28 protein-coding genes are annotated in these 24,949 nt (G+C 70.0%); 11 read left to right on the top strand and 17 right to left on the bottom strand.

The window, feature by feature from the left end:
- Positions 1 to 12 precede the first annotated feature (12 nt).
- From CEF10_RS03835 to dusB, 3 genes are read right to left on the bottom strand one after another with little or no spacing between them, the layout of a single operon-like run.
- Positions 13 to 1,389 carry a response regulator gene (locus CEF10_RS03835; RefSeq protein WP_101066418.1) on the bottom strand — a complete coding sequence of 459 codons (1,377 nt, stop codon included), beginning with the start codon at positions 1,387 to 1,389 and terminating at the stop codon, positions 13 to 15.
- The gene (locus tag CEF10_RS03830; protein WP_101066415.1) at positions 1,389 to 2,468 is read right to left on the bottom strand and encodes a two-component system sensor histidine kinase NtrB; all 1,080 of its coding nucleotides are present in this window, start codon (positions 2,466 to 2,468) and stop codon (positions 1,389 to 1,391) included. Before CEF10_RS03830 ends, CEF10_RS03835 begins: the two co-directional genes overlap by 1 nt.
- Positions 2,465 to 3,460: a tRNA dihydrouridine synthase DusB gene (gene dusB / locus CEF10_RS03825; protein WP_101066412.1), complete on the bottom strand. Its 996-nt coding sequence runs from the start codon at positions 3,458 to 3,460 to the stop codon at positions 2,465 to 2,467. Before dusB ends, CEF10_RS03830 begins: the two co-directional genes overlap by 4 nt.
- Positions 3,461 to 3,616: 156 nt before the next feature.
- On the opposite strand from dusB, the gene CEF10_RS03820 reads away from it, so the two are divergent.
- From CEF10_RS03820 to CEF10_RS03810, 3 genes are read left to right on the top strand one after another with little or no spacing between them, the layout of a single operon-like run.
- The gene (locus CEF10_RS03820; protein WP_101066409.1) at positions 3,617 to 4,747 is read left to right on the top strand and encodes a bifunctional 2-C-methyl-D-erythritol 4-phosphate cytidylyltransferase/2-C-methyl-D-erythritol 2,4-cyclodiphosphate synthase; all 1,131 of its coding nucleotides are present in this window, start codon (positions 3,617 to 3,619) and stop codon (positions 4,745 to 4,747) included.
- Positions 4,744 to 5,241, top strand: coding sequence for a phosphatidylglycerophosphatase A family protein (locus CEF10_RS03815; RefSeq protein WP_101066406.1), 498 nt, complete (start codon positions 4,744 to 4,746; stop codon positions 5,239 to 5,241). The genes CEF10_RS03820 and CEF10_RS03815 overlap by 4 nt, the downstream gene beginning before the upstream one ends.
- A complete protein-coding gene (locus CEF10_RS03810; protein WP_101066403.1) occupies positions 5,238 to 5,705 on the top strand; it encodes a CinA family protein in 468 nt (155 codons plus the stop codon). The genes CEF10_RS03815 and CEF10_RS03810 overlap by 4 nt, the downstream gene beginning before the upstream one ends.
- A 6-nt stretch (positions 5,706 to 5,711) precedes the next feature.
- Here CEF10_RS03810 and CEF10_RS03805 read toward each other — a convergent pair whose 3' ends face one another.
- Together CEF10_RS03805 and CEF10_RS03800 are read right to left on the bottom strand one after the other, a co-directional pair.
- On the bottom strand, positions 5,712 to 7,007 hold the full coding sequence (locus tag CEF10_RS03805) for an MmgE/PrpD family protein (RefSeq protein WP_101066400.1): 1,296 nt from the start codon (positions 7,005 to 7,007) through the stop codon (positions 5,712 to 5,714).
- Positions 7,004 to 7,450: a type II toxin-antitoxin system RatA family toxin gene (locus CEF10_RS03800; protein WP_101066397.1), complete on the bottom strand. Its 447-nt coding sequence runs from the start codon at positions 7,448 to 7,450 to the stop codon at positions 7,004 to 7,006. The genes CEF10_RS03805 and CEF10_RS03800 overlap by 4 nt, the downstream gene beginning before the upstream one ends.
- A 79-nt stretch (positions 7,451 to 7,529) precedes the next feature.
- Between CEF10_RS03800 and hpt the strand changes: the two genes are divergently transcribed.
- Positions 7,530 to 8,072: a hypoxanthine phosphoribosyltransferase gene (hpt, locus tag CEF10_RS03795; protein WP_101066394.1), complete on the top strand. Its 543-nt coding sequence runs from the start codon at positions 7,530 to 7,532 to the stop codon at positions 8,070 to 8,072.
- On the top strand, positions 8,069 to 8,245 hold the full coding sequence (locus CEF10_RS17045) for a hypothetical protein (RefSeq protein WP_198586139.1): 177 nt from the start codon (positions 8,069 to 8,071) through the stop codon (positions 8,243 to 8,245). Before hpt ends, CEF10_RS17045 begins: the two co-directional genes overlap by 4 nt.
- Positions 8,246 to 8,331: 86 nt before the next feature.
- On the opposite strand, the gene rpsI is transcribed toward CEF10_RS17045, so the two are convergent.
- The 3 genes from rpsI to CEF10_RS03780 form a co-directional block, all read right to left on the bottom strand.
- Positions 8,332 to 8,823, bottom strand: coding sequence for a 30S ribosomal protein S9 (rpsI, locus tag CEF10_RS03790; protein ID WP_101066391.1), 492 nt, complete (start codon positions 8,821 to 8,823; stop codon positions 8,332 to 8,334).
- Positions 8,823 to 9,287: a 50S ribosomal protein L13 gene (gene rplM / locus CEF10_RS03785; RefSeq protein WP_101066388.1), complete on the bottom strand. Its 465-nt coding sequence runs from the start codon at positions 9,285 to 9,287 to the stop codon at positions 8,823 to 8,825. Before rplM ends, rpsI begins: the two co-directional genes overlap by 1 nt.
- A 191-nt stretch (positions 9,288 to 9,478) precedes the next feature.
- Positions 9,479 to 9,898 (bottom strand): PaaI family thioesterase, encoded by a 420-nt coding sequence (locus tag CEF10_RS03780; RefSeq protein WP_101066385.1) that lies wholly within the window; start codon positions 9,896 to 9,898, stop codon positions 9,479 to 9,481.
- Positions 9,899 to 9,956: 58 nt separating this feature from the next.
- Here CEF10_RS03780 and CEF10_RS03775 point away from each other — a divergent pair, with 58 nt between their 5' ends.
- The 4 genes from CEF10_RS03775 to gluQRS all read left to right on the top strand — a co-directional run bounded on the left by CEF10_RS03775 (position 9,957) and on the right by gluQRS (position 13,882).
- Positions 9,957 to 10,742: an enoyl-CoA hydratase gene (locus tag CEF10_RS03775; RefSeq protein WP_101066382.1), complete on the top strand. Its 786-nt coding sequence runs from the start codon at positions 9,957 to 9,959 to the stop codon at positions 10,740 to 10,742.
- Between the two features lie 290 nt (positions 10,743 to 11,032).
- Complete coding sequence (gene trmFO / locus CEF10_RS03770; RefSeq protein ID WP_101066380.1) at positions 11,033 to 12,388, top strand: methylenetetrahydrofolate--tRNA-(uracil(54)-C(5))-methyltransferase (FADH(2)-oxidizing) TrmFO; 1,356 nt, start codon at positions 11,033 to 11,035, stop codon at positions 12,386 to 12,388.
- Positions 12,389 to 12,410: 22 nt separating this feature from the next.
- On the top strand, positions 12,411 to 13,028 hold the full coding sequence (locus CEF10_RS03765) for a class I SAM-dependent DNA methyltransferase (protein ID WP_101066378.1): 618 nt from the start codon (positions 12,411 to 12,413) through the stop codon (positions 13,026 to 13,028).
- Positions 13,025 to 13,882 (top strand): tRNA glutamyl-Q(34) synthetase GluQRS, encoded by an 858-nt coding sequence (gene gluQRS / locus CEF10_RS03760; protein WP_101066375.1) that lies wholly within the window; start codon positions 13,025 to 13,027, stop codon positions 13,880 to 13,882. The genes CEF10_RS03765 and gluQRS overlap by 4 nt, the downstream gene beginning before the upstream one ends.
- Before the next feature lie 49 nt (positions 13,883 to 13,931).
- Here the strand turns inward: gluQRS and hisI are convergent, their stop codons facing one another.
- Positions 13,932 to 14,294, bottom strand: a complete 363-nt coding sequence (gene hisI, locus CEF10_RS03755; RefSeq protein WP_101066372.1) for a phosphoribosyl-AMP cyclohydrolase — start codon at positions 14,292 to 14,294, stop codon at positions 13,932 to 13,934.
- Between the two features lie 68 nt (positions 14,295 to 14,362).
- Between hisI and CEF10_RS03750 the strand changes: the two genes are divergently transcribed.
- Positions 14,363 to 14,818 carry an iron-sulfur cluster assembly scaffold protein gene (locus CEF10_RS03750; protein WP_101066370.1) on the top strand — a complete coding sequence of 152 codons (456 nt, stop codon included), beginning with the start codon at positions 14,363 to 14,365 and terminating at the stop codon, positions 14,816 to 14,818.
- 212 nt (positions 14,819 to 15,030) lie between these two features.
- Here CEF10_RS03750 and CEF10_RS17325 read toward each other — a convergent pair whose 3' ends face one another.
- From CEF10_RS17325 to sciP, 5 genes are all read right to left on the bottom strand, one after another.
- A complete protein-coding gene (locus CEF10_RS17325; RefSeq protein ID WP_269801313.1) occupies positions 15,031 to 15,153 on the bottom strand; it encodes a hypothetical protein in 123 nt (40 codons plus the stop codon).
- 104 nt (positions 15,154 to 15,257) lie between these two features.
- A complete protein-coding gene (gene recG, locus CEF10_RS03745) occupies positions 15,258 to 17,348 on the bottom strand; it encodes an ATP-dependent DNA helicase RecG (protein WP_101066366.1) in 2,091 nt (696 codons plus the stop codon).
- A complete protein-coding gene (gene ligA, locus CEF10_RS03740) occupies positions 17,345 to 19,615 on the bottom strand; it encodes an NAD-dependent DNA ligase LigA (RefSeq protein ID WP_101066686.1) in 2,271 nt (756 codons plus the stop codon). Before ligA ends, recG begins: the two co-directional genes overlap by 4 nt.
- Positions 19,616 to 19,732: 117 nt before the next feature.
- On the bottom strand, positions 19,733 to 20,449 hold the full coding sequence (gene ctrA / locus CEF10_RS03735; RefSeq protein WP_101066362.1) for a response regulator transcription factor CtrA: 717 nt from the start codon (positions 20,447 to 20,449) through the stop codon (positions 19,733 to 19,735).
- Positions 20,450 to 20,543: 94 nt separating this feature from the next.
- Positions 20,544 to 20,822, bottom strand: a complete 279-nt coding sequence (sciP, locus tag CEF10_RS03730; RefSeq protein ID WP_101066360.1) for a CtrA inhibitor SciP — start codon at positions 20,820 to 20,822, stop codon at positions 20,544 to 20,546.
- A 126-nt stretch (positions 20,823 to 20,948) separates the two neighbouring features.
- Here sciP and mnmA point away from each other — a divergent pair, with 126 nt between their 5' ends.
- On the top strand, positions 20,949 to 22,091 hold the full coding sequence (gene mnmA / locus CEF10_RS03725; protein WP_101066356.1) for a tRNA 2-thiouridine(34) synthase MnmA: 1,143 nt from the start codon (positions 20,949 to 20,951) through the stop codon (positions 22,089 to 22,091).
- A 94-nt stretch (positions 22,092 to 22,185) separates the two neighbouring features.
- On the opposite strand, the gene lpxB is transcribed toward mnmA, so the two are convergent.
- The 3 genes from lpxB to lpxA are packed head-to-tail and all read right to left on the bottom strand — an operon-like array spanning position 22,186 to position 24,947.
- Entirely contained in the window at positions 22,186 to 23,337 is a 1,152-nt protein-coding gene (gene lpxB, locus CEF10_RS03720) for a lipid-A-disaccharide synthase (protein WP_101066353.1), read from the bottom strand.
- Positions 23,337 to 24,143: an LpxI family protein gene (locus CEF10_RS03715; RefSeq protein WP_101066351.1), complete on the bottom strand. Its 807-nt coding sequence runs from the start codon at positions 24,141 to 24,143 to the stop codon at positions 23,337 to 23,339. The genes lpxB and CEF10_RS03715 overlap by 1 nt, the downstream gene beginning before the upstream one ends.
- A gap of 3 nt (positions 24,144 to 24,146) precedes the next feature.
- Positions 24,147 to 24,947 carry an acyl-ACP--UDP-N-acetylglucosamine O-acyltransferase gene (gene lpxA / locus CEF10_RS03710; RefSeq protein WP_101066684.1) on the bottom strand — a complete coding sequence of 267 codons (801 nt, stop codon included), beginning with the start codon at positions 24,945 to 24,947 and terminating at the stop codon, positions 24,147 to 24,149.
- Positions 24,948 to 24,949: the final 2 nt, after the last annotated feature.

Raw genomic sequence — 24,949 nt, 5'->3', positions numbered from 1 at the left:
TCTGTTGCGCTTTTACATCAATTTCCGACGGCGAGTCACGCGAATATCCAGATCGTTGATCTTCTTGCGCAGGGTATTGCGGTTGATGCCGAGAAGCTCCGCGCATTTCGCCTGGTTGCCGCCGGTGGCATCCAGCGCGATCTCGATCAGCGGCAACTCCACCTCGCGCAGGATGCGGCCGTAAAGCCCGGCGGGGGGCAGCATGTTGCCGTGCAGATCGAAGTAGCGGCGCAGGTGCCGCGCCACGCTGGCGGACAGGTTCTCGGCCTCGCCCGCCTGCCCCAGCACCGGTTCGGCGGCGGGCTGGCCGCCCAGGATCGTCTCGACTTCGCCGCGCCGGATCTGCTCGGCGTGGGCCGTCAGACCCAACCGGCGCACGGCATTCTCCAGCTGGCGCACGTTCCCCGGCCAGCTGTAGGCGCGCATCAGGTCAACCGCCTCGTCCGACAGCCAGCGCGCCGGCTGGCCCTCGCGCTCGGCCCGGGCAAGGAAATGCTCGGCCAGCAGCGGGATGTCGTCGACGCGCTCGCGCAGGCTGGGCACCTCGACCGTGGCACCGCCAAGACGGTAGAACAGGTCGTCGCGAAGCGTGCCGTCGCGCGCCACCGCATCAGGGGCATGCCGGCTGGTCGCCATGAAACGCGGTGTGTGATCGCCCGGCGCGTCCATCATGCGCACAACGCGCGCCTGCGCCTCCGAATCGAGGTCGGTGACCTCGTCGAACACGATGGTGCCGCCCTTGGCACGCGCCATCACGCGTGCCGGCCCTTCCAGATCCTGCAGGTCGGCCGGCGCCACCGTGACGAAGGGCAGCGTGCGCCGGTCCGAGAAATCGTGGATCGCCCGGGCGATCAGCGACTTGCCGGTCCCCGATTCGCCGCAGATCAGCACCGAAAGGTCGGTGTTCATCACCCGCGCCACCAGCCGGTAGAGGCCCTGCATCGCCGGCGTGCGCCCGACCAGCGGCAACTCCTCGGGGCGTTCGTCGTCGGCCTGCGGCTCAGCCCGCGGTGCGGGCCGGCGCCGGCTGGCCTCCAGTGCGCGGGCCGTCCGTTTCATCAGGTCGGGCAGGTCGAACGGCTTGGGCAGGTAATCGTAGGCCTCGGCCTCCTCGGCCTGAATCGCGGTCATGATCGTGTTCTGTGCGCTGATCACGATCACCGGCAGCCCCGGGCGGTCCTGCGCGATCTTGGGCAGCATCTCCAGCCCGTTGCCGTCGGGCATGACCACGTCCGAGATCACCACGTCGCCCTTGCCCTCGCCGACCCAGCGCATCAGCGTTGTCAGCGACGAGGTCGCGTGCACCCTGCACCCGGCCCGCGTCAGCGCCTGCGTCAGCACCGTGCGGATCGTGCGATCGTCGTCGGCGACAAGAACCGTACCGTCCATCAGCAATTCTCCCTTTCGTGCTCGGCTGCCAGCGGCAGCGACAGCCGGAACACCGTCTGCCCCGGCACGGAGGACACGGCGATCCAGCCGCCGATGTCCGAGACGATCTTGGCCGCCAGCGCCAGCCCCAGCCCGGTGCCGTTCTCGCGCCCCGAGACGAAGGGGTCGAAAATGTCCTCGGCGATCTCGGGCGGCAGGCCGGGGCCGTCGTCGATGACCTCGATCTGCAGGGGCAGCGCCCGGCCCGAGCCGTCGCGGCCGCGCAGGTGCAGCGATCGTTCGTAGTAGGTGTGCAGGCGGATCGTGCCGCCTGCCCCGCCCGCGGCCTCCGCGGCGTTCTTCAAGAGGTTCAGCACAACCTGCAGCAACTGGTCGGGATCGCCCCAGGCCAGCGGCAGCGAGGGGTCGTAATCCTCGATCACCGTCATGTCGGCGGCAAAGCCCACGATGGCCGAACGCCGCGCGCGGTCGAGCACGTCGTGGATGTTCACCGGCTGCATGTCGGGCGCGCTGATGTTGCCGAACTGCTCGACCTGTTCGAGCAACCCGACGATGCGCCGCCCCTCGCTGACGATCAGGTCGGTCAGCTCCAGGTCCTCGGCGCCGAGGTTGAGCGACAGAAGCTGTGCCGCGCCCGTGATCCCGGCCAGCGGGTTCTTGATCTCGTGCGCCAGCATCTCGGCCATGCCGATGGCCGATTTCGCCGCCGATTTCACCGAGTGGCTCTGCGTCACGCGCCCGGCCAGTTCGCGCGGCGAGATCAGCAGGACCATCTGCCCCGGCTGCCCCGCCAGCGGCGCGATCTGCAGGTTGCACTGCATCGGTGGCCGGTCGCCGGACCCGACGTCGACATCGTTGACGAACAGCGGCGCCCCGGTCGCACGCGCGCGGGCGAACGCGCCCTCGAGCGGCGCATCGACCATGACGCGATCCCACACCGGCGCACCGGCGAGGTTGCGCTCGGAACTCATCAGGAAACTTTCGGCCGCCGGGTTGGTGCGCGCGATCCGGTCGTCGGCATCCAGAATCAGCGCGGGCACCGGCAATGACCCCCAGATCGCATCGTCGGTCGCACTCATGCGGCCGCCCTTTCGCCCGCGTCCAGCGCGACCGGCAGTCGCCGCAGCACGCACGCCGGGTCGTCGGCGGTCAGCACCTCGCGGCGCAGGGCGGGCGGCGTGCCCGCGCCATCCATGTACCAGCCCAGGTGCTTGCGCGCCACGCGCGCGCCGAGTGATTTGCCGTAAAACGTGAGCATCGCCTCGTAATGCCCTGCAACCATTGACTTGAACTCATCCTCGCACGGGATTTGCGGGGCCGGCGTGCCAAAGATGTCCCTGGCAATCCGGGCCAGCAGCCAGGGCCGGCCCTGCGCGCCACGCCCCACCATCACGCCATCCGCGCCCGACAGCCCGAGCGCGCGGCGCGCGTCCGCCGCGCCGGTGATGTCGCCGTTGGCGATCACCGGGATCCCGACCGCCCGCTTGACGCGCGCGATCGCGGCCCAGTCAGCCTGCCCCTTGTAGAACTGGCACCGCGTGCGCCCGTGGATCGTGACCATCTGCACGCCGGCCCGCTCGGCCCGGCGGGCGACGTCCGGCGCGTTCAGCATGTCGTGGTCCCACCCCAGGCGGGTCTTGAGCGTCACCGGCACCGAAACGGCGCCCACGACCGCCTCGATCAGGCGCAGCGCGTGGTCGGGCTCGCGCAGCAGGGCTGAGCCCGAGGCGCCGCTGCCGCTGGCCGAGGTGACCTTCTTGGCCGGGCAGCCCATGTTGATGTCGATGATGCGCGCGCCCATGTCCTCGGCCATGCGCGCGGCCTGGGCCATCCAGCGGGCCTCGCGCCCGGCGAGTTGAACGGCCGTGTTTTCCAGCCCCGCGCCCAGCTCGGCGCGCGCCCGCGCGTCGGGCTTGGCCTGCACCATTTCCTGGCTGGCGACCATCTCGCTGACGACCATCCCAGCGCCGAACCGGGTGACCAGCGCACGAAACGGCAGATCGGTGATCCCCGCCAACGGGGCCAGGAAGACCGGCGGCGCCAATGTCCTGTCTGTCAGGGAAACACCCATATGCCCAATCCTTGTGCAGCATTTGCCTTCTAGCGGAACAATGCGGTGTGAGCAACGCTTACAGGCCGCGGTTGACCAGCCCGGAGCCGCCCTTGCCCAAATTTTGGGCGCACGGCGGGCGTTGCGCCCGCACCGGCGCCGGCGTAATCAGGGGCCATGAGTTGCGCCGCGATCATCGTCGCCGCCGGCCGCGGCACCCGCGCGGGCGGCCCCCTGCCCAAGCAGTGGCAGGCGCTGGCCGGCCGGCGCGTGATCGACTGGACGGTCGACGCCTTCGCGCATCACCCGGGCATCGCGCGGATCATGCTGGTCGTGCATCCCGCGGACCGCGGTCTTTTCCCGCCGCGCAAGGCTGTGTCCACCGTCGATGGGGGCGCGACCCGTGCCGACAGCGTGCGCGCGGGGCTGCAGGCTCTCGCCGGCGCCGGGGTCACGCGGGTGCTGATCCACGACGTCGCCCGCCCGTGCGTGGCGCCGGAGACGATCCGCGCCGTTCTCGCCGCGCTGGACGACCACGCGGGCGCGGCCCCCGCCCTGCCCGTCACCGACGCGCTCTGGCGCGGCGCGGCGGGCGTCGTCACCGGCACGCAGCCGCGCGAGGGCCTGTTTCGCGCGCAGACGCCGCAGGGTTTTCACTTCGACGCCATCCATGCCGCGCACGCCGCGCACGACGGGGCCGCCGACGATGACGTTGCGGTGGCCCGGGCGGCGGGCATTGACGTCGCCATCGTTCCGGGAGATGAGGCAAACCTGAAGATCACGGCGCCGGGGGATTTCGCCCGCGCCGCGCGCATCCTCGGGGGGCAAATGGATATCCGCACCGGCAACGGCTTCGACGTGCACCGTTTCGGACCGGGTGACGATATCACCCTGTGCGGCGTGACGGTTCCGCACGACCGCGGGCTGAAGGGGCATTCGGACGCCGACGTCGGCCTGCACGCGCTCACCGATGCGCTTTACGGCGCGCTGGCCGAGGGTGACATCGGCACCCATTTCCCGCCAAGCGACCCGCAGTGGAAGGGGGCCGAAAGCCATGTCTTCCTGCGCCACGCCGCAAGCCTGGCCCGCGACACCGGGTTCGAGATCGGCAACATGGACGTCACCCTGATCTGCGAGCGGCCCAAGATCGGCCCCCACGCCGCCGCGATGCGCGCGCGCATCGCCGAGATCGCCGGCATCGACGGTGGCCGGGTCTCGGTCAAGGCGACCACGTCCGAAGGGCTGGGCTTCACCGGCCGGGGCGAAGGCATTGCCGCGCAGGCCACCGTCACCCTGGTGCGGCCATGACCGGCGCGCGAATGATCGCCACGCTGGGCGGTATCGGCCTGCTGCGCCCGGCGCCCGGCACATGGGGGGCGGCGGCCGCGCTGCCGCTGGCCTGGGCGCTGCACCTGCTGGGCGGGCCGTGGCTGTTGATCGCGGTGACCGGCATCGCGGCGCTGGCGGGCGTCCGGGCGATACCCCGGGCGGTCGGCCCGGGCGAGGATCCCGACCGGCCCGAGTTCGTGATCGACGAGCTCGCCGGCCAGTGGATCGCCCTTTGGCCCGTGTCGCTGGGCGCCTGGGGCACCGGTGCCGATGTCCTGGCCCTCTGGCCCGGGATCGTGGCGGCCTTCGTGCTGTTCCGGCTGTTCGACATCGCAAAGCCCGGGCCGGTGGACCGCGCCGACCGACGCAAGGACGCGGTGGGCGTGATGCTCGACGACGTGATCGCGGGCCTGTTCGCCGCGGTGGGCGTGGTGATCCTTGCCGCGATCGGGCACGGGGTGATGCTGCTGTGACGGCGCGGGCCCTTCTCGACGCGGCCCGCGCCGCCGGCGTGACGATCGCCACCGCCGAAAGCTGCACCGGCGGCATGGTCACCGTGGCGATCACCGAAGTGCCGGGATCCTCGGACGTCTTCGACCGCGGGTTCGTCACCTATTCCAACGCCGCCAAGAGCGAGATGCTGGGCGTGCGGCCCGGCACCCTCGAGGCCCACGGCGCCGTGTCCGAGGCCGTGGCCACCGAAATGGCCGAGGGCGCGCTTGCGCATTCGGCCGCGAACCTTGCCGTGTCGATCACGGGTGTCGCCGGCCCCGGCGGCACGCCCGCCAAGCCCGAGGGCATGGTCTGTTTCGGCCTCGCCGGCGCCGGCCGGCCCACACGCGCGGAAACCTGCCGGTTCGGCGCGCTGGGCCGGGCCGAGGTGCGCAGGCTGTCGCGCGATCACGCGCTGGAAATGCTGCGCGGCGCGCTCGGCTAGACGCGATCAGCCGGCCAATTCCGCCATCAGCGTTCCGGGCGCCGCGTCCTGTTCGATCAACTGCCAAAGGCGATCCGCGCTGGCATGGCCCAGCAGCGTGTCGGCCTTCGCCCGGATGCGGGCGGCACGCGCCCCGAGCGGCTGCGGCGCGTCGAGGTCGTGGAAAAGCGCGTGCTGCGCCCCGTCCGACAGGTGCACCGTGACACGCGCCTGAAGTTCGCTCAGCCCCTCGTCGGGCCGCACCGACACCCGGTCGCGCAGGTCCACGACGGCGGGTTCGGCGCAAAGCGCGTCGGTGAAGGTGCCGGGGCGGGCCGTATCATGGCCGGTCAGGGCCATCGCCACCGCCATCGCGTAGCTGAACTTGGCTTCGAGCCCGGTGCGCGGCGCCGCTATGGCGCAGACCCGCAACCAGCGGGGATGCGTGGCGACCTCCACCCGCTCCACCGTCGCAGGGTCGATGGCCGGGGCCTCTGCCAGCGCCTCCAGAGTGGCGTGCAGCCCGTGGCAGCAGGCGTGGAACTTGTGATGCACTCCCTCGAACAGCCAGTCCCGGCCCAGCCCGTCGAGCGCCCCGGCCGCGCCCGCGCCATGGTGCGTGGGGCCGAAGCCCTGCGGGCCTTCCAACCCTCGCGTGTCCGATGTCACGCCGTGGCGGGCCCAAACCGCGGCCTCCACGCCGGTGGAAGCCGCCAGCCCCGCGTTCAGCGGTTTGCCCATGGTGCCGAACTGCCCCTTCAGCCCCGAGGCGCGCGTGGATGCGAGCCCCAGCGCCATCACGGTCTGGTCGTGATCCAGCCCAAGCAGCCGCGCCGCGGCCAGCGTGGCGCCGAAGGCGCCGGCGGTGGCCGTCTGGTGAAACCCCGTCTGGTAGTGCCCGCGCCCCAACCAGAGCCCCACGCGCACCGAGGCCTCGGCACCGACCAGCGCGGCCGCCTGCACGTCGGCGCCCGAGGCGCCAGCCAGTTCGCCGGCGGCCAGCGCCGCCGGGATCACCGCGACCGACGGGTGGCCGATATGGGCGAAATGGGTGTCGTCGTAGTCCAGTGCGTGGCTGGTCGCCCCGTTGACCAGCGCCGCCATGCGCGCGGGGGCCCGCACTGGGGCACCCACCAGCGCAGCCTGCGGCGCGCCACCTTCTTCACGCGCTTGCGCGCGAAGGGCGCGGGCCACGGGCTCGTCGCGGCCGGCGAACGCGACGGCGCACCAGTCCAGCAGCGACAACCGCAGAACCTGCGCCGCCGGACCCGCCGGTGCCGCATCCCGGGCGAAACCCGCAAGAGAGTCGGTGATGCCGTTCACCCGTAAAGCTCCTGCGCCCGTGCCTCGAAAGCGCGCACGATCCGCTTCATCGCCTCGAAGAAGAACATCTCCGCCGCAGATTGCAGCAGGCGGTTGCGGAAGGCGAAATCCACGTGGAAATGAACCTTGCAGCCCTCGGGCGCATCCTCGAACCGCCATTCGGACTTCATGTGCTTGAACGGGCCGTCGAGGTACTCGGTCTCGATCCGCTTCTCGTCGGGCCAGAGCACCACGCGGCTGCCGAATCGTTCGCGAAACACCTTGAAGCTGATAACGAGGTCGGCTTCCATCACCTCCGCGCCGTCGTCCCGCGGCGTCACCTTCCGCACGCGCGCCGCGGCGGTCCACGGCAGGAACTCGGGGTAGCGGCCGACGTCGGCGACGAGATCGTACATCTGCTGCGGATTGTAGGGCAGCGTGCGGGTTTCGGAATGCGTCGGCATGGCGCCCCGGGATTTCGCGTGGACAGTCCGCCGCTATTTCGTAGACTGGCCGACGATTTGCAAGGGGCGCGAGGGACGCATGTCCGGCAGGGACCATGTCATCGACGAGATGATCTCGGCCAAATCCATCGCGGCGCGGGTCGAGGCCCTGGCCCGCGAGATCGCGCGGGAGTTCGAGGGCAGCGAGAAACTGGTCATGGTCGGGCTGCTGCGCGGCAGCTTCGTGTTCATTGCCGACCTGGTGCGCGAGCTGAAGATGAACGTGGAGGTGGATTTCCTCGAGACCTCCTCCTACGGCAACGCAATGGAATCGAGCCGCGAGGTGCGCATCCTCAAGGACCTGCGCGGCGAGATCGAGGGCGCGGATGTCCTCGTGGTCGAGGATATCGTCGACACCGGGCACACGCTGGCCCATGTCCTGCGCCTTCTGGAAGGCCGCAAGCCCGCCCGGTTGCGCACGATCGCCCTGCTGGACAAGCCGTCGCGGCGCGAAACGGATGTCCGGGCGGACTGGACCGGTTTCGAGATCCCCGACGAATTCGTCGTCGGCTACGGCATCGACTACGCGCAACGCAACCGCAACCTGCCCTACATCGGCAAGGTGCGGTTCACCGGCCCGTGAACCCGCGCTGGCTGTTCCGCATGGCGCGCTGGGCGCAGCGCCCGCCCAGCGAACGGCGCGTGAAACTGGTGCTCGGTATCGTCGCCGCCTGCGTCGCGCTTTTCGTGATCGAGCGCTACGTCGGCTGGCCCGACGCGCTGTCGGTCGAGCCCGGTTTCTGGCACGGCCGGTGAGCGCAAAGACATTTGCGGGGCGGCGCAAACGAAACGGGCCGCCCCAATCGGGACGGCCCGCCTTGACGAATTGCGGCGTGATCGCGTCAGCGCTTGGAGAACTGGAAGCTGCGGCGGGCCTTGGCGCGGCCGAACTTCTTGCGTTCCACGACGCGGCTGTCGCGGGTCAGGAAACCGGCGGCCTTCAGCGGGCTGCGCAGCACCGGGTCGTAGAGCTGCAGCGCACGGCTGATTCCGTGCTTGACGGCACCCGCCTGACCGCTCAGGCCGCCGCCCTTGACGGTGGCCATGACGTCGAACTGGTCCTCGACACCGGCGACCTGGAAGGGCTGGCGCAGGATCATCTGCAGCACGGGGCGCGCGAAGTACGCTTCCAGCGCCTTGCCGTTGACGCTGACCTTGCCCGAGCCGGGCTTGATCCAGACACGTGCCACGGCATCCTTGCGCCGCCCGGTCGCGTAGGAGCGGCCCAGGCTGTCGCGGACCGGCTCGCGCGGGGTTTCGGCCTCTTCGGGGGTGGCCGCGGCGCCTTCGGCCACGGTGTTCAGCTCGTCGAGGGATTTGATTTCTTCAGCCATCAGTACGCCACCCGCGTGTTCTTGGAGTTCATGGACTTGACGTCGAGCATCTCGGGCTGCTGCGCCTCGTGGGGATGCTCGGGGCCGGCATAGACGCGGAGGTTGGTCATCTGCTTGCGCGCCAGCTTGTTGCCCGGCAGCATCCGCTTCACCGCCTGCGTCACGACGCGCTCGGGGTGGTCGCCCTCGAGGATCTCGGCGGTCGTGCGCGACTTGATGCCGCCCGGGTATCCGGTGTGCCAGTAGTTGGGATTGTCGCGCTTCTTGCCCGTCAGCTGGACCTTGTCGGCATTGATCACGATCACGTTGTCGCCCATGTCCATGTTGGGCGTGAAGGAGGCCTTGTGCTTGCCGCGCAGGCGCGTGGCGACGATCGAGGCAAGGCGGCCGAGAACGATGCCCTCTGCATCGATCACGATCCACTTCTTGTCGATGTCCGCCGGAGTCGCAGAGAATGTCTTCATCGCGGGGAACCCTTGGTTGCGGTGGCGGACGCGTTGCGCACGCCCGTCGGAATTGATGGGCGGGTTATAAAGATCGCGGCGTCCAAGTCAATACGGCTCTCCCAGCTTTTATTTTGAAATTTCAATGCGATGCTAAATAGGTATCAATTTACCCCACTGCCGTCGGGGCGTAGCCCCCTGCCCTGGGCCGGCTACTTGGGCGGGATCGAATAGGTCAGCGAGGCCCGCGCGACCGGCGCGTCGTCACCGTCGGAAAAGACCAGCACGTCGCCCACCGCCAGCACGCGGCCGAGTTTCAGCAACCGGCAGTCCGCGATCAGGTCGGTTCGGGCGGCCGGCTTGCGCATGAAGTCGATCGAACAGTTCGTCGTCACCGCAAGGGCTTGGGGCCCGATCATCGCCAGCACCGCCAGGTAGACCGACACGTCGGCCAGCGCGAAGATCGACGGCCCGGAGACCGTGCCGCCGGGGCGCAGGTGGCGGTCGGCCACGTTCAGACGCACGCGCACCCGCATCTCGCCCACGTCCTCGACCGTGAAATCGCCACCGACCTGCGGGAATTCCCGGTCAAGGAAATCCCCCAGCTCTGCCGCAGTCATTTTCAGCCCCATGCTTTCCTCCCTGTCGTGTGTCGCGTAAAAAAGGCCACAACCGAAAGGGAGGAACAAGATGCCAATTCTGGAACGCTCCGATCAGGGTCCCGTCGCCCGCCTCACGCTCAACCACCCCGAAAAGCTCAACGCGCTCAGCGACGCGATGCTGGCCGCGCTGCAGGACGAGTTCGACCGGCTGGCCGGGGACGAGGACATCCGGGTCGTCACCCTTGCCGGTGCAGGCAAGGCGTTCTGCGCGGGCCATGACCTGCGCGAGATGACGCAGGGCCGGCAGGCCGAGGACGGCGGCCGCGCCTATTTCGCCGATCTGTTCGCGCGCTGCTCGAAGGTGATGAGCACGATCCGCAAGCTGCCCCAGCCGGTGATCGCGCGACCCCACGGCATCGCCACCGCCGCGGGCTGCCAGCTGGTGGCGTCCTGCGACATGGCCGTGGCGGCCGAGGGCACACGTTTCGGCGTCAACGGGGTGAACATCGGGTTGTTCTGCTCCACGCCGATGGTGGCGCTGTCGCGCAACATCCCGCGCAAGCAGGCCTTCGAGATGCTGACCACGGGCGAATTCATCGACACCGATCGCGCGCGCGAACTGGGGCTGATCAACCGCGCCGTCCCGCACGAGGACCTGGAGGCAGAGACGATGGCGCTGGCCGAAACCGTGGCGGGCAAGCTGGGCACGGCCGTGCGCATCGGCAAGGAAGCCTTCTACAACCAGATCGAGATGCCGCTGGACCAGGCCTATGCCTATACCGGCGAGGTCATGGTCGAGAACATGCTCGACCGCGACACCGCCGAGGGCATCAGTGCCTTCCTGGAAAAGCGCCCGCCCGAGTGGCAACAATGATCCCCGTGGGGGCGGTGTCAGTGTTGCCGATCCGGCCCCACACTGTTTCGCACCCCGCCATTTTTCCGCCACATTCTATCGGGTAGCTTGTCAACACGGTTCCAACCGGACAGTCCCAATTCGTGCGTGGGCCACCGCCGGCATCCTGTCTCGCTCGGCCGGTCTCTCTCCGACGGCCATTCCCCGTCGCGGTGGCCCACGCCGATTTCCCTGCCGCCGCTCCGCCGGCCAAGCGCCACCTTGCCAGCCGCCCCTTTCCGAATCCCGCCCGCTCGACTAGATCCGCGGGCATGACGGAAACACTTCACATCGTCGGCGGCGGCATGGCCGGGGCCGAGGCCGCATGGCAGGCCGCGAACCGCGGCGTGCCTGTCGTCATCCACGAGATGCGCCCACAGGTGGGCACCTTCGCGCATCGCACCGGCGACCTGGCCGAGATGGTGTGCTCCAACTCGTTCCGCTCGGACGACGACGAACAGAACGCCGTCGGCCTGCTGCACTGGGAAATGCGCCAGGCCGACGGGCTGATCATGCGGATGGGGGACAAGCACCGGCTTCCCGCGGGCGGCGCGCTGGCGGTCGACCGCGACGCGTTCTCGGCCGATGTGACCGCGACGCTGCGCGACCACCCCAACGTGAGCGTGGAAACCGCCGAGATCGACCGGCTGCCCGACGAAGGCACCTGGATCATCGCGACAGGCCCGCTCACCAGCGCGGGGCTGGGCGGGGCCATCGCCGCCGAGACGGGCGCGCAGTCGCTGGCGTTCTTCGATGCCATCGCGCCCATCGTCTACGCCGAAAGCATCGACATGTCGGTGGCATGGCAACAATCGCGCTACGACAAGGGCGAGACGGAGGCCGAGCGCACCGCCTACATCAACTGCCCGATGGACCGGGACACCTACGAGGCGTTCATCGACGCGCTTCTGGCCGCCGAGAAGACGGAATTCCACGAGGGCGAAACCGCCGACTACTTCGACGGCTGCCTTCCCATCGAGGTCATGGCCGAACGCGGCCGCGAAACCCTGCGGCACGGCCCGATGAAGCCGCGCGGGCTGACCAACGCCCACAAGCCCGACGAAAAGCCCCATGCCGTCGTGCAATTGCGCCGCGACAACGCGCTGGGCACGCTCTACAATATCGTGGGCTTCCAGACGAAAATGAAGTATGGCGCGCAAGTCGATGTTTTCCGGATGATTCCCGGGCTTGAAGAAGCACGGTTCGCGCGCCTTGGCGGGATCCACCGGAACACCTTCATCAATTCGCCGCGCCTGCTGGACGCGCAGCTGCGGATGCGCGCGCGCCCGCACATTCGTTTCGCCGGCCAGATCACCGGGGTCGAGGGGTACGTGGAAAGTGCCGCGATGGGCCTGGTGGCGGGCCGGCTGGCGGCCGCCGAACTGCAGGGCCACGAGATAGCGCCGCCCCCGCCGGAAACGGCCGTGGGCGCGCTGGTCACGCACATCACCGGCGGCGCGGAGGCCAAGACCTTCCAGCCGATGAACGTGAACTTCGGCCTGTTTCCGCCGGTCGACGGCATCAAGGGCGGGCGCCGCGCGCGAACGGAACGCTATCGCGCCTACACCGACCGGGCCAAGGCGGCCTGGCGCGACTGGCTGGCGCAGACGGCACTGGACGCGGCGTGATCGGCCAGCGTATCATGGGCGCATGAGCGACACGGGCTTTCTCGACCGCGCCTACGGTGTCTCCGGCACAGAAGAGACGCGCCGGCTCTACGACGACTGGGCGGCCACCTACGAGGCGGAGGTGGGCGAAAACGGGTATGCCACGCCGGGGCGCGTGGCCCGGGCGCTGCACGCCGTGGCCCCCGATCCCGGCCGGCCACTGCTCGATTTCGGCTGCGGCACGGGTCTTTCGGGGCTGGCCCTCAAGCTCGCCGGGTTCGAGGCCGTCGACGGCGCCGACCTGTCGGCGGAGATGCTCGAGATCGCGCGCGAAAAGCAGGTCTACCGTCACACCTGGCAGGTCGAACCGGACGCGGGCGACCCGTTCGAGGCGGGGGCCTACCCCCTTGTGGCGGCCATCGGCGTGATCGGGGCCGGCGCGGCCCCGGCCGAAACCTTCGACACGATCATGCGCCTGCTGCCCAGGGGCGGCCTGTTCGCCTTTTCCTTCAACGATCACACGCTGGAGGATCCCGCGTTCGAAGGCCGGATCAGCGAGTGGGCCGACACCGGCAACGCGCGGATGCACTTCCGCGAACACGGTGATCACCTGCCCGGTATCGGTATCGGCTCCACAGTCTACGTGCTTGAAAAGACGTGAATTTCATCACAAGGTTCGCGCCGTCGCCCACCGGGCCGCTGCACCTGGGCCATGCCTTTTCGGCCATGCTTGCCCATGACGCGGCCGTCGCGGCGGACGGGACCTTCCATCTGCGCATCGACGACCTGGACAAGAGCCGCTGCCGGCCCGAGTGGGAAACGCAGATCGAGGACGACCTGTCGTGGCTCGGGCTCGACTGGCCGCGCCCGGTGATGCGCCAGTCCGACCGGCTGCCGCGCTACCGTGCCGCGCTCGAAGGGCTCTGGGCGCGCGGGCTGCTCTATCCTTGCGGATGCAGCCGCGCCGACATCCGCGCCGCCGCCAGCGCCCCGCAGGAGGGCGTGCTGCCCCACGGCCCCGACGGGGTGATCTATCCCGGCACCTGCCGCCCCGCCACCGCCCCCCGTGGCCCGATGGCCGAGGGCGCGGTGCTGCGCCTCGACATGGCCCGCGCGCTGGCCACGCTGGACAGCCCGCCGGGGTTCTCCGAAACCGGCGCCGGACCCGCCGGCGAAACCGGCCGGATCACTGCCACCCGGCTGCACGAGACGGCCGGTGACGTGGTGCTCGCCCGGCGCGGCCTCGGCGCCTCCTACCACCTCGCGGTGGTGCTCGACGACGCCGACCAGGGCATCACCCACGTCATCCGCGGGCAGGATCTGTTCGAGGCCACGCAGATCCATGTTCTGCTGCAGCGACTGCTCGGTCTGCCAACGCCTGTCTACCGCCATCACCGGCTGATCCGCGACGACGCGGGACGGCGGTTGGCCAAGCGCGACGATGCCCGCGCCATCGCGACATACCGCGCCGAGGGCCTGCGCCCCGCCGACCTGCGCGCCATGGTCGGGCTCTGACCCGCGCTTCTTCTTGCCTGAAAAAACCTCGGGGGGCCGCCCCTCGGCCTCAGCCCGCCTCGGGCGCCATGATCTCCACTTCCGCGCCGTCGCGGACGGCGGTGTAGAAACAGCTGCGCCGGTTGGTGTGGCACGCCGGCCCTGCCTGCTCCACCAGCAACAGCAGGCAATCGCGGTCGCAGTCCACCCGCATCTCCTTGAGCGTCTGCACATGCCCACTGCTTTCGCCCTTGACCCAGAACGCCCGCCGCGAGCGGCTCCAGTAGGTCGCGCGCCCCGTCTGCAGCGTGCGCGCCACCGACTCGGCGTTCATCCAGGCCATCATCAGGACCTCGCCGGTGCCGGCGTCCTGTGCGATCGCCGGGATCAGCCCGGCCGCGTCGTATTTCAGTGTCGCGGGATCGAAAGACATGTCGTGAAATCCTTTGGCCTCCGGACGTTTGACGCCTATTTATTGGGTCAGCAGCGAAAGGGAAAGCCATGAGCAGCGAGCCCGACCTGATCAAGCTCTACTCCGCCCGCATTCTCGAGCTCGCGGCCGAGATCCCGCACCACGCGCGCCTGCCCGAGCCGCAGGCGAGCGTCAAGAAGCGTGCGCCGTTGTGCGGGTCCACGGTGACGGTGGACGTCACCTGCACCGACGGGCGCCTTGGCGAGATCGGGCTCGACGTCAAGGCCTGTGCCCTGGGCCAGGCCGCGGCATCGGTCGTGGCGGCGAACGCGGTGGGCTGTACGCCCGATCAGGTCGCCGAGGCGCGCGATTCGCTCAAGGAGATGCTCAAGCACGACGGCCCGACGCCCCCGGCCCCCTTCGACGGGCTCGAAGTGCTGCGCCCCGCGCGCGACTACAAGAATCGTCACGGCTCGATCATGCTGTCGCTGGAGGCCCTGACCGAGGCGATGACACAGGCCTGCGAAACCAGCAGCTGCGCCTGACCGCCGCACCGCGCGGCTTGCCAAAAAAAGCCGCCGCGCTTCCCGTCGGGGAAGGCGGCGGAGCAAGGTGCGGCACCCGTCACGGCCCCGGCCCGGGCGGGGGAGGCAGACCCCGCGGGGACAGGTTGGGCAAGGGCCGGCGACCTTGGCGCATCCGGACGGAACAGCGGGATGCGGGCAGAACAGGTACGGCGGGCCGCAGGCAGATTTCGTCAGACGATCGAGGGCAGATAAAGCCCGGCCACCAGCATCACGACCAGAGCCGCCCCGCCAAGGGCATCGCCCAGGAGCGTGTCATGGCAGCGGCGCGCGGCGGTCACGATCTGGCGGAACATGGGATTTTCCTTCCTCCGTCATCCGAGTTGCCACTTTGTTCTCACTTTTCGTTGCCGCTGTAAAGAACTTTTTTAGAACATTCGTGAACGAAAGGGGTTTCCGCTCATCCGACCGAGATCAACCGGATCCCCTGGTCCTGCTCCATGAGCCACAGCAGGTGCCGGGCCGCGGCTCCTCGGCCAGCGACAAGTCCCGGGTCGTCGGCCAACAGGCGGCGCGCGTCGCTCTGTGCAATTGCCATCAGGGCGGCCTGCGCCTCCATGTCGGCGATTCGGAACCGGGGCAGCCCGGACTGCGCGGTGCCGATCAGATCGCCCGCGCCGCGCATCTCGAGGTCCACCTCGGCGATGCGGAAGCCGTCCTCGGTGTCGCGGAGCGTCGTCAGGCGCCGTTCGCCCGTCTCGCTCAGCGGCGGCTGGTACATCAGCAGGCAGGTCGAGGCTTGCGTGCCCCGCCCCACGCGGCCGCGCAGCTGGTGCAGCTGCGCCAGCCCGAAGCTTTCGGCACGCTCGATCACCATGATCGTGGCGTTGGGCACGTCCACGCCCACCTCAATCACCGTCGTGGCCACCAGCACGCCGGTTTCGCCGCGCTGGAAGGCGGCCATCGCGGCATCCTTCTGGTCGGGCGGCATCTGCCCGTGGACAAGGCCCACCTTCCCCTCGCCCAGCGCCGCGCGGAGCCGGCGGAACCGGTCCTCGGCGCTCGACAGGTCGACGCTTTCGCTCTCCTCGACCAAGGGACAGACCCAATAGGCCTGGCGCCCCTCGGCCACGGCGCGGCGCAGGTGATCGACGACCTCGTCCATGCGGCCCTGGCTGACCAGCGCGGTCTTGATCGGCTGGCGGCCCGGCGGCTTCTCGTCGAGGATCGAGACGTCCATGTCGCCGTATTGCGCCAGCGCGAGGCTGCGCGGAATCGGCGTTGCGGTCATCACCAGAACGTCCACGCCCGCGCCCTTGCGCCCCAGTTCCAGCCGCTGGTTCACGCCGAAACGGTGCTGCTCGTCCACGATCGCAAGCCGCAGGTCGTGAAACGCCACGTCCTTCTGGAACACCGCGTGGGTGCCGACGAGGATCTGCGTCTCGCCCGAGGCCAGCGCGGCCAGCTTGCCGCGCCGCTCGGCCCCCTTGTCGCGGCCCGTCAGGATCTCCATGCGCGCGCCGGCGGCCCGGGCCAGCGGTTGCAGCGCCTGCAGGTGCTGGCGGGCCAGCACCTCGGTGGGGGCCATCAGCACGCCCTGCCCGCCCGCCTCCACGGCGATCAACAGGGCCTTGAGCGCCACCAGCGTCTTGCCCGCCCCCACGTCGCCCTGCAGCAGCCGGTTCATGCGGGTCTGCGCCCCCATGTCGGCGGCGATCTCTGCCAGCGCGCGCGTTTGCGCCCCGGTCAGGGCATAGGGCAGCGCCTCGACCACGCGGGCCTGCAACGCACCGGTGCCAACGCTCACCCGGCCCTTGCCACGCCGCAACCTGGCCCGCGCCAGCGCCAGCGTCAGCTGATGCGCCATGAACTCGTCGTAGGCCAACCGTTCACGCGCGGGGTCCGCCGGCGACAGGTCCGCGGCCTCCTGCGGGTGGTGCGCGGCCTGAAGCGCCGCGCGCCAGTCCGGCCAGCCGGCCTGCGCCTTCTGCACCGGGTCGATCCAGTCGTCCAGTTCGGGCGCACGATCCAGCGCCGATTGCACGGCGCGGGCCATCGTCTTCTGCGTGACCCCGGCGGTCAGCGGGTAGACGGGCTCGTATGCGGGGATCTCGCCGGCCTCCTCGGGCGGCAGGATATGGTCGGGGTGAACGATCTGCGCCACGCCGTCGAACAGCTCGGCCTTGCCCGAGACGACGCGCCGCGCGCCGGTGGGCAGCACCCGGCGCAGGTAGTCCGAACGCGCGTGAAAGAACACCAGCTGGAAGCTGGTCGCCGCATCCTCGACCGTCACGCGGTAGGGGCCGCCGCGGCGCGCGGGCGCGCGATGCTGTCCCACCGTGACCTCGACCGTCACCACCCCGGGCAGCTCCGCACCCTGAACGGTGGCGCGCCTGCGGCGGTCGACCCCCGCGTAGGGCAGCGTGAACAGCAGGTCGCGGGGCTTGTGGATGTCGAGCTGACCAAGGTGCTGGGCGGTTTTCGGGCCGACCCCGTCGAGCGAATCGAGCGCCGCGAACAGCGGGTAGAGCGCCTCGGGCCGCCCGCTCATGATTGCCCGACGAGGTCGAGCCAGCCGTCCTCGTCCAGGATCGCGACGCCCAGCTCGCGTGCCTTGTTGGCCTTCGATCCCGCCCCCGGGCCGGCGACGACCATGTCGGTGTTGCCCGACACGCTGCCCGAGACCTTGGCGCCCATCGCCTCGGCCCGCGCCTTGGCCTCCGCGCGGGTCATCCGCTCCAGCGTGCCGGTGAAGACGATGGTCCGGCCCGCGATCGGGCTGTCGTCCGCGCCGGCCGGCGCCTCGACCGGCTCGACCTTCAGCTGCGCCAGCAACCGGTCGATGCCGGCGCGCTCCTCGGGCTGGGCGAATGCCGTGACAAGCGCGCGCGCCATCGTGCCCCCGACGCCGTCGATCCCGGTGAGCCGTTCCCATTCCGGTCCCTGCTGGTCGGCGGCGGCATCCATCGCGGCCGTGAAATCCGCCCAGGTGCCGTGGAAACGCGCGATGGTCCGGCTGGCCACCTCGCCCACGTGGCGGATGCCCAGTGCGAACAACAGACGGTCGAAGGGGATGGTGCGGCGCGCCTCGATGGCCGCGAAGAGGTTCTCGGCGCTTCTCGCGCCCCAGCCCTTGACCTGGGCCAGCGGGGTCGCGCCGAGGTCTTCCAGCCGCGCCTTCACCGCGTCGCGGTCCCAGGCGTCCAGCCCCGCCGCCTCGGCCAGCCGCAGGCGCGCCTCGGGGCGGTCGTCGGCCTCGACCCGCGCGATGCGCTCGGCGGCGGGCACGACGGCCTTGTCGCCGGCTTCGTCGCGGGCCTTCAGCGTGAAGATGTCCGCCGGTTCGCGCAGCCAGCCCAGCCGGTAGAACTGCGCCACCTGTTTCTCGCCCAGCCCCTCGATGTCGAAGGCCCCGCGCGAGACGAAATGCCTGAGCCGCTCCACCGCCTGGGCCGGGCAGATCAGCCCGCCGGTGCAGCGGCGCACGGCGTCGCCCGCCTCGCGGATGGCGGCGGAGCCGCACTCGGGGCAGGTGTCGGGGAAGTCGTATGGCGTGGCGTCGGCGGGCCGGCGCGACAGGTCCACGTCGTTGATCTTGGGAATCACGTCGCCCGCGCGGTAGACCTGCACCCAGTCGCCTTCGCGGATGTCGCGGCCCTCGCGGATCGGGGAGCCGGAGGCGTCGCGGCCGGCGATGTAATCCTCGTTGTGCAGCGTCGCGTTGGACACCACGACGCCGCCCACGGTCACCGGGGCGAGGCGGGCGACCGGGCTGAGCGCGCCGGTGCGGCCCACCTGGATGTCGATCGCCTCGAGCCGGGTCCAGGCGGTCTCGGCGGGAAACTTGTGCGCGATCGCCCATCTTGGCGTGGTGGAGCGGAAGCCCAGGCGTTGCTGCAGGTCCAGGTCGTCCACCTTGTAGACCACGCCGTCGATGTCATACCCCAGTTCGGCGCGTTGCTGTTCGATCCGCGCGTAGTGGTCCAGCATCTCCGGCACCCCGTCGCAGCGCACCGTCAGCGGGTTGGTCACGAACCCCAGACGGCCCAGCCGCGCGAGCGCGCCCATCTGGGTGTCGGCCAGCGCCTCGCTCAGCGCGCCCCAGCCGTAGGCAAGGAACTTGAGCGGCCGCGCGCGGGTGATTTCCGCGTCGAGCTGGCGCAACGACCCGGCGGCGGCGTTGCGTGGGTTGGCGAAGGTCTTGTCGCCGGCCTCGGCCTGGCGTTCGTTGAGAGCCGCGAAATCGGCGTGATCCATGTAGACCTCGCCGCGCACTTCCAGGATGGCCGGCGCCGTGTCGCCCAGGTTTCGCGGGATCTCGTCGATCGTACGGGCGTTGGCGGTGACGTTCTCGCCCTCCTCGCCGTCCCCCCGGGTGGCCGCCTGAACAAGCCGGCCGCCCTCGTACCGCAGGCTCAGGCTCAGCCCGTCGATCTTGGGTTCGGCGGTGTAGGTCAGCGGCGCGTCGGCCCCGAGCCCGAGGTAGCTGCGCACGCGGGCATCGAAGTCGCGCACATCGTCCGCGTCGAAGGCGTTGCCCAGAGACATCATGCGAACGGCATGGCGCACCTTGGCGAAGGTCTCGGACGGCGCGGCGCCCACCCGGTCGCTCGGGCTGTCGGCACGTTTGAGTTCGGGAAAGCGCGCCTCGATCTCCGCGTTGCGCGCCTTGAGCGCGTCATACGCGGCGTCGCTCATGATCGGCGCGTCGCGGGTGTGGTAGGCCGCGTCGGCGCGGGACAGCAGATCGGCCAGGCGCGCCAGTTCGGACTCGGCCTCTGCCGCGCTCAGTTCCTCGACCGCCTTGGTGTCACTCATGTCCGCGCCCCCGAACGGATTGTCGCCGGGGTGTGCCATCGCGTTCCCCGGTCCTGCCCGTCCGTGATAGGGCGCGCCGGTCCGGAGGTCCAGCCTCGGCCGCCGGGGGCTGCGGCCTCAGGCGCCGATGGCCAGCCGCTCGTCGTCCATCTCGCCGGGCTCGGGGTCGCGCAGCACGTAGCCGCGCCCCCAGACCGTCTCGATGTAGTTGTCGCCGCCCGTCGCCTCGCTGAGCTTCTTGCGCAGCTTGCAGATGAAGACGTCGATGATCTTGAGCTCGGGCTCGTCCATGCCGCCGTAGAGATGGTTGAGGAACATCTCCTTGGTCAGCGTCGTGCCCTTGCGCAGCGACAGGAGCTCCAGCATCTGGTATTCCTTGCCGGTCAGATGCACCGCGGTGCCGTCAACGTCCACCGTCTTGGCATCGAGGTTGACGTTGATCCGCCCTGTCCGGATGACCGACTGCGCGTGCCCCTTGGAGCGGCGGATGATCGCGTGGATCCGCGCGACCAGCTCCTCGCGGTGGAACGGCTTTGTCAGGTAGTCGTCCGCGCCGAAGCCGAACCCCTTGATCTTGTTGTCGGTATCGTCGGCACCGGTCAGGATCAGGATCGGCGTCTCGACCCGGGCGAGCCGAAGCTGGCGCAGCACGTCGTGGCCGTTCATGTCGGGCAACCCGAGGTCCAGCAGGATCAGGTCGTAATCGTAGAGCTTGGCCAGATCGACCCCTTCCTCGCCCAGATCCGTCGTGTAGACGTTCAGGTTGGCATGGGTCAGCATCAGCTCGATGCTCTTGGCGGTCGTGGGATCGTCTTCGACCAGAAGCACACGCATCTGTCATCTCCGCTTGGGTCAGCTTTCGACACCCGAGACTGACCAGAAATGGTTAACTGCCAGTTACCGACATGGAACAATTAGCGAATTCCCCTCATGGTTGTCTATAGTCCTTGAGCGCCGTCGCCTTGAGCGCGGCCTCCCCGTGCTCGGTCACCGCACGCACCCATTCCGCGAATTCCTCGGCGCTCAGGCCATAGCGGCGCTGCGCCTCGGCCTGCGTGATCAGCCCGTAGGTCACGCCGCGCACCACCGCCAGCTTGCGCGAGGCGACCCAGCGTCGCGTGTCCGCCGGCGGCAGGTCCGCTTGTGTCATGACCGTGCCGTCAGGCAGCGTGACGGCCCTTTTTCCATCCACCTTCTTGAGATACATTGCACTCACCCTCACTTACCGGGGGCCGAAACTGGGTCGGGCGCGCTTAAGGCGCCGTGTACCCGGCCCTTGAGAGTGCTTAGGATTTTCCTATATTCCGCCGGACCCTGACCCCGGAGGCCACCGATGGCACTGGACACCGACACGCCCCTCAATTCGCTGGGCTTCGCCAAGCCGCCGGCGCAGACCCGCGTGGTGGTGGCCATGTCGGGCGGCGTGGACAGCTCGGTCGTGGCCGCGCAACTGGCAAGCGAAGGCTACGACGTCGTCGGCGTCACGCTGCAGCTGTACGACCACGGCGCGGCGCTGGCCAGGAAGGGCGCCTGCTGCGCGGGCCGCGACATCCACGATGCCCGCCGCGTGGCCGAGGAAACGGGGTTTCCGCATTACGTGCTCGACTACGAAAGCGTCTTCCGCGACGCGGTGATCGACGAGTTCGCCGACAGCTACCTCGCCGGCGCGACGCCCGTGCCCTGCATCCGCTGCAACGAGCGCGTGAAGTTCCGCGACCTTCTGGAGACGGCCAGGGACCTCGAGGCCGACTGCATGGCCACCGGCCACTACATCCAGCGCAGGACGGGCGCGCACGGCCCCGAGCTTCACCGCGCGGCCGATTCCGCCCGCGACCAGAGCTATTTCCTGTTCTCCACGACGCCCGAACAGCTGGAGTACCTGCGGTTCCCGCTGGGACACCTGGAAAGCAAGGACGCAACCCGCGCATTGGCCGCAAGGCACGGGCTGCAGGTGGCCGACAAGCCCGACAGCCAGGATATCTGCTTCGTGCCGAACGGCGATTACGCCGCCGTGATCGAGAAGCTGCGCCCCGGCGCGGCCGAACCTGGCGAGATCGTCCATGCCGACGGCCGCGTGCTGGGCGCGCACCGCGGGGTGATCCACTATACCGTCGGGCAGCGCCGGGGGCTGGGCATCGGAGGTCTGAGCGAGCCACTCTACGTGGTCCGTCTCGACGTGGAAAACCGCCGCGTGATCGTCGGCCCGAAGGAAATGCTTGCCACCCGCATCGTGCCCGTGCGCGAGATCAACTGGCTCGGCGATACCCCCTTCGCCGAGGCGGGCGAACACCATGTCTCCGTCAAGGTGCGCTCCACCCGTGCCCCCGGCGAGGCGATCGTGCGCCCCACGTCCGCCACCGCGGCGCGGGTCGAGCTCCTGACCCCCGAAGAGGGCGTGAGCCCCGGCCAGGCCTGCGTGTTCTACGAGACCGGGGGCACGCGCGTGCTGGGCGGCGGCTGGATCTGGAGCGGCTGACCGGCACGACGGTCGCCTGCCCCTTCATCTTGCCCCAAGTACTCCGGGGTGAATTGGCCGCAAGGCCAAGAGGGGCAGCGCCCCTCGCACGCCGCTACAACCGGGCCAGAACCGCCCGCGCGGCGCGCATGCCCGGCGCCTCGCCCGTTTTGCCCAGCCTGTCCATCGTCACGCGCATCGCCTCGAGCTGCGCTTCGGGCGCATCCAGCATCGCGCAGACGGCCTGGGCCATCGGCGCCGGGCGGCAGGCGGCGCCGATGAACTCGGGCACCACGCGGGTTTCGCTGACAAGGTTCACCAGCGTGAGCGTGTCCACGCGGATCATGCGCGGGATGATCTGGCGGCTCAGCCAAGACAGGTCATAGCCCACGACCATCGGGGTGGACGCCGCCGCGAGTTCCAGAGAAACGGTGCCCGAGGCCGCCAGCGCGCCGTCGGCCGCCGCGAAGGCCGCGCGCTTCTCGGCCAGGAACGCCTGGGCGTCGCGCCCCGTGGGGTCGAGCAGAACGGGTGCGCCCGGCCAGCCTCGCAATGTTTCGTGCAGCATGGGCGCCACCGATGGCGCGGCGGGCAAGACCACGCGCAGGCCGGGGCGGCGGGCCACGACCTGCCGAAGCGTCTCGGCGAAACGATCGGCCAGCAGCGCCACCTCGCCCCGGCGCGATCCCGGCAGGACCAGCAGCACCTCGGCCCCCGTCAACCCGTGCCGGTCGCGAAAGCCAGCCGCCTCGGCGGGTGTGGCGACCGGTTCCGACACCACGGGGTGGCCCACGAAATCCGCCGCGATCCCCTCGGCCTCCATGTAGGGCGGCTCGAAGGGCAGCAGGCACAGCACCTGGTCGATGAAACGCGCCATCTTCCGTGCGCGCCCGGGCCGCCATGCCCAGACGGAAGGCGCCACGTAATGCACCGTCCGCACGGGCGCGCGTGCCCGCACGCGGCGGGCCACGCGCAGGCAGAAATCGGGGCTGTCGATGGTAATCAGCGCATCCGGCCGTGCCGCCAGCACGGCATCGGCCACCTGGTTCTTGCGCCGCACGAGGTGGGGATACCGCGGCAGCACCTCGGCGATCCCCATGAGGCTGAGCTCTTCCATCGGAAAGAGGCTGTTCATTCCCTCGGCCTGCATCAGCGGGCCGCCCACGCCCTCGAAGGACACCTCCGGCGCCAGCTGTCCGAGCCCGCGCATCAGCGCGGCGCCCAGCCGGTCGCCCGACGGCTCGCCGGCAATCAGGAAGACGCGCATCACAGCTCCTGCGCGGCCAGGAACAGCCCGCGATCGCACACCGCCTGCAGGGTTTCCGCCCGGTCCAGGATCATCACGCGGTGCGCCTCGATCACCATGCCGGCAAGGCCGGCGTCGGCCACGGCGGCCACGGTGCGCGGGCCTATCGCCGGCATGTCGATGCGCAAGTCCTGCCCGCGCTTGGCTGCCTTGACGTAGACGCCCTCGTAGCCGCGGCGCAGCGTGTCCGGCGTGCGCGCGACGAAATCCAGCAGCGCGTCGGTGCCCTGGATCGTCTCGATTCCGAAGCACTGGCCGCCGGCCACCACCGCGCCCTGCCCGATGTCGAGCGGCGACAGCGCCATCAGGATGTCGGCGGCGCGCGCGGCATCGCGGGTTTCCGCCTTGCCCGGCGCCGAACCGGCGAGCAGCCCGGGCGCGGCCGTGAGATCCGGCAACAGCTCGTGCGCGCCGACGACCGCCACGCCCTGTTCCTCGAAGACGGCGATCACCTCGCTGAGCAGCGCGTCATCGCCCTGCCCCATTGCCGCCATGAGCCGCGGCGCCAGCGCCGTCATCGTCGCGTCGAAGCGCCCCGGATCGAGCGGTGGCCGCGTCAGGTGACCGGCGAACACGAGACGGGACACCTTCGCCTGCGCGAGACGCGCGAACAGGCTGCCGAGTTCCTCGAGCCCGTGCTCCTCGGCACGGCCACCAAGATCATTGGGCACGCCGGCAAGGCCGACGATCAGCGCGTCCGGATAGGCCTCGGCCAGCCGCACGGGCAGCCGGCCGCCGCAGGCAAGGATGGCCAGGTCGCCGCCCACGCCTCAGCCCTGCCCGGGGCCCGGGGTGAGGAACGACCGGTCGCTCGCCCCGGTGACGAACTCGACGATCTGGCGGACGTAGGCGCTTTGCGTCTCTTCGCCCAGCCGGCGCGCGCGGTCCTGGAAGGTGCCGTCGCCCTGCGCCAGCATCTGGAAGGCCGCGCGCAGCGCCGTGATGTCCTCGCGTCCCACGCCGCGGCGCTTGAGCCCGACAAGGTTGAGCCCGTCCAGTTCGCCGCGCGGTGCCTGCACCAGACCGTGCGGGATCACGTCGTTGGTGACCATCGTCACCGCGCCGATGATCGCGCCCTGCCCGATGCGCACGAACTGGTGCACGCCCGACAGGCCGCCAAGGATCACGTCATCCTCGATCACGCAATGGCCCGCCAGCGCCGCGTTGTTGACGATGATCACGCGGTTGCCGATCTGCACGTCGTGGGCGACGTGGCAGCCCGCCATGAACAGCCCGTCGTCGCCCACGCGGGTGACCCCGCCGCCACCTTCGGTGCCGGTGTTCATGGTGACATGCTCGCGGATGCGGTTGCGCGCGCCGATCACCAGCCGCGTTTTCTCGCCCCGGAACTTCAGATCCTGCGGGATCTCGCCGATGCAGGAGAACGGAAACACCAGCGTCTCCGCGCCGATCTCGGTCCGCCCGGTGACCACGACGTGGGATTTCAGTTCCACGCCGTCGCCCAGTCTGGCCTCGGGGCCGACGTGGCAGAACGGGCCGATCTGCACGCCCGCACCCAGTTCGGCGCCCGGCTCGACCACGGCGCTCGGGTGGATCTCGGTCTGTGCCATCG

Origin of the sequence: Roseovarius salinarum (genome assembly GCF_002834145.1) — a bacterium.
Lineage (GTDB): Bacteria > Pseudomonadota > Alphaproteobacteria > Rhodobacterales > Rhodobacteraceae > Roseovarius > Roseovarius salinarum.
Note: the sequence above shows the minus strand (reverse complement) of the source record. Positions and strands in the feature narration are given on the sequence as shown.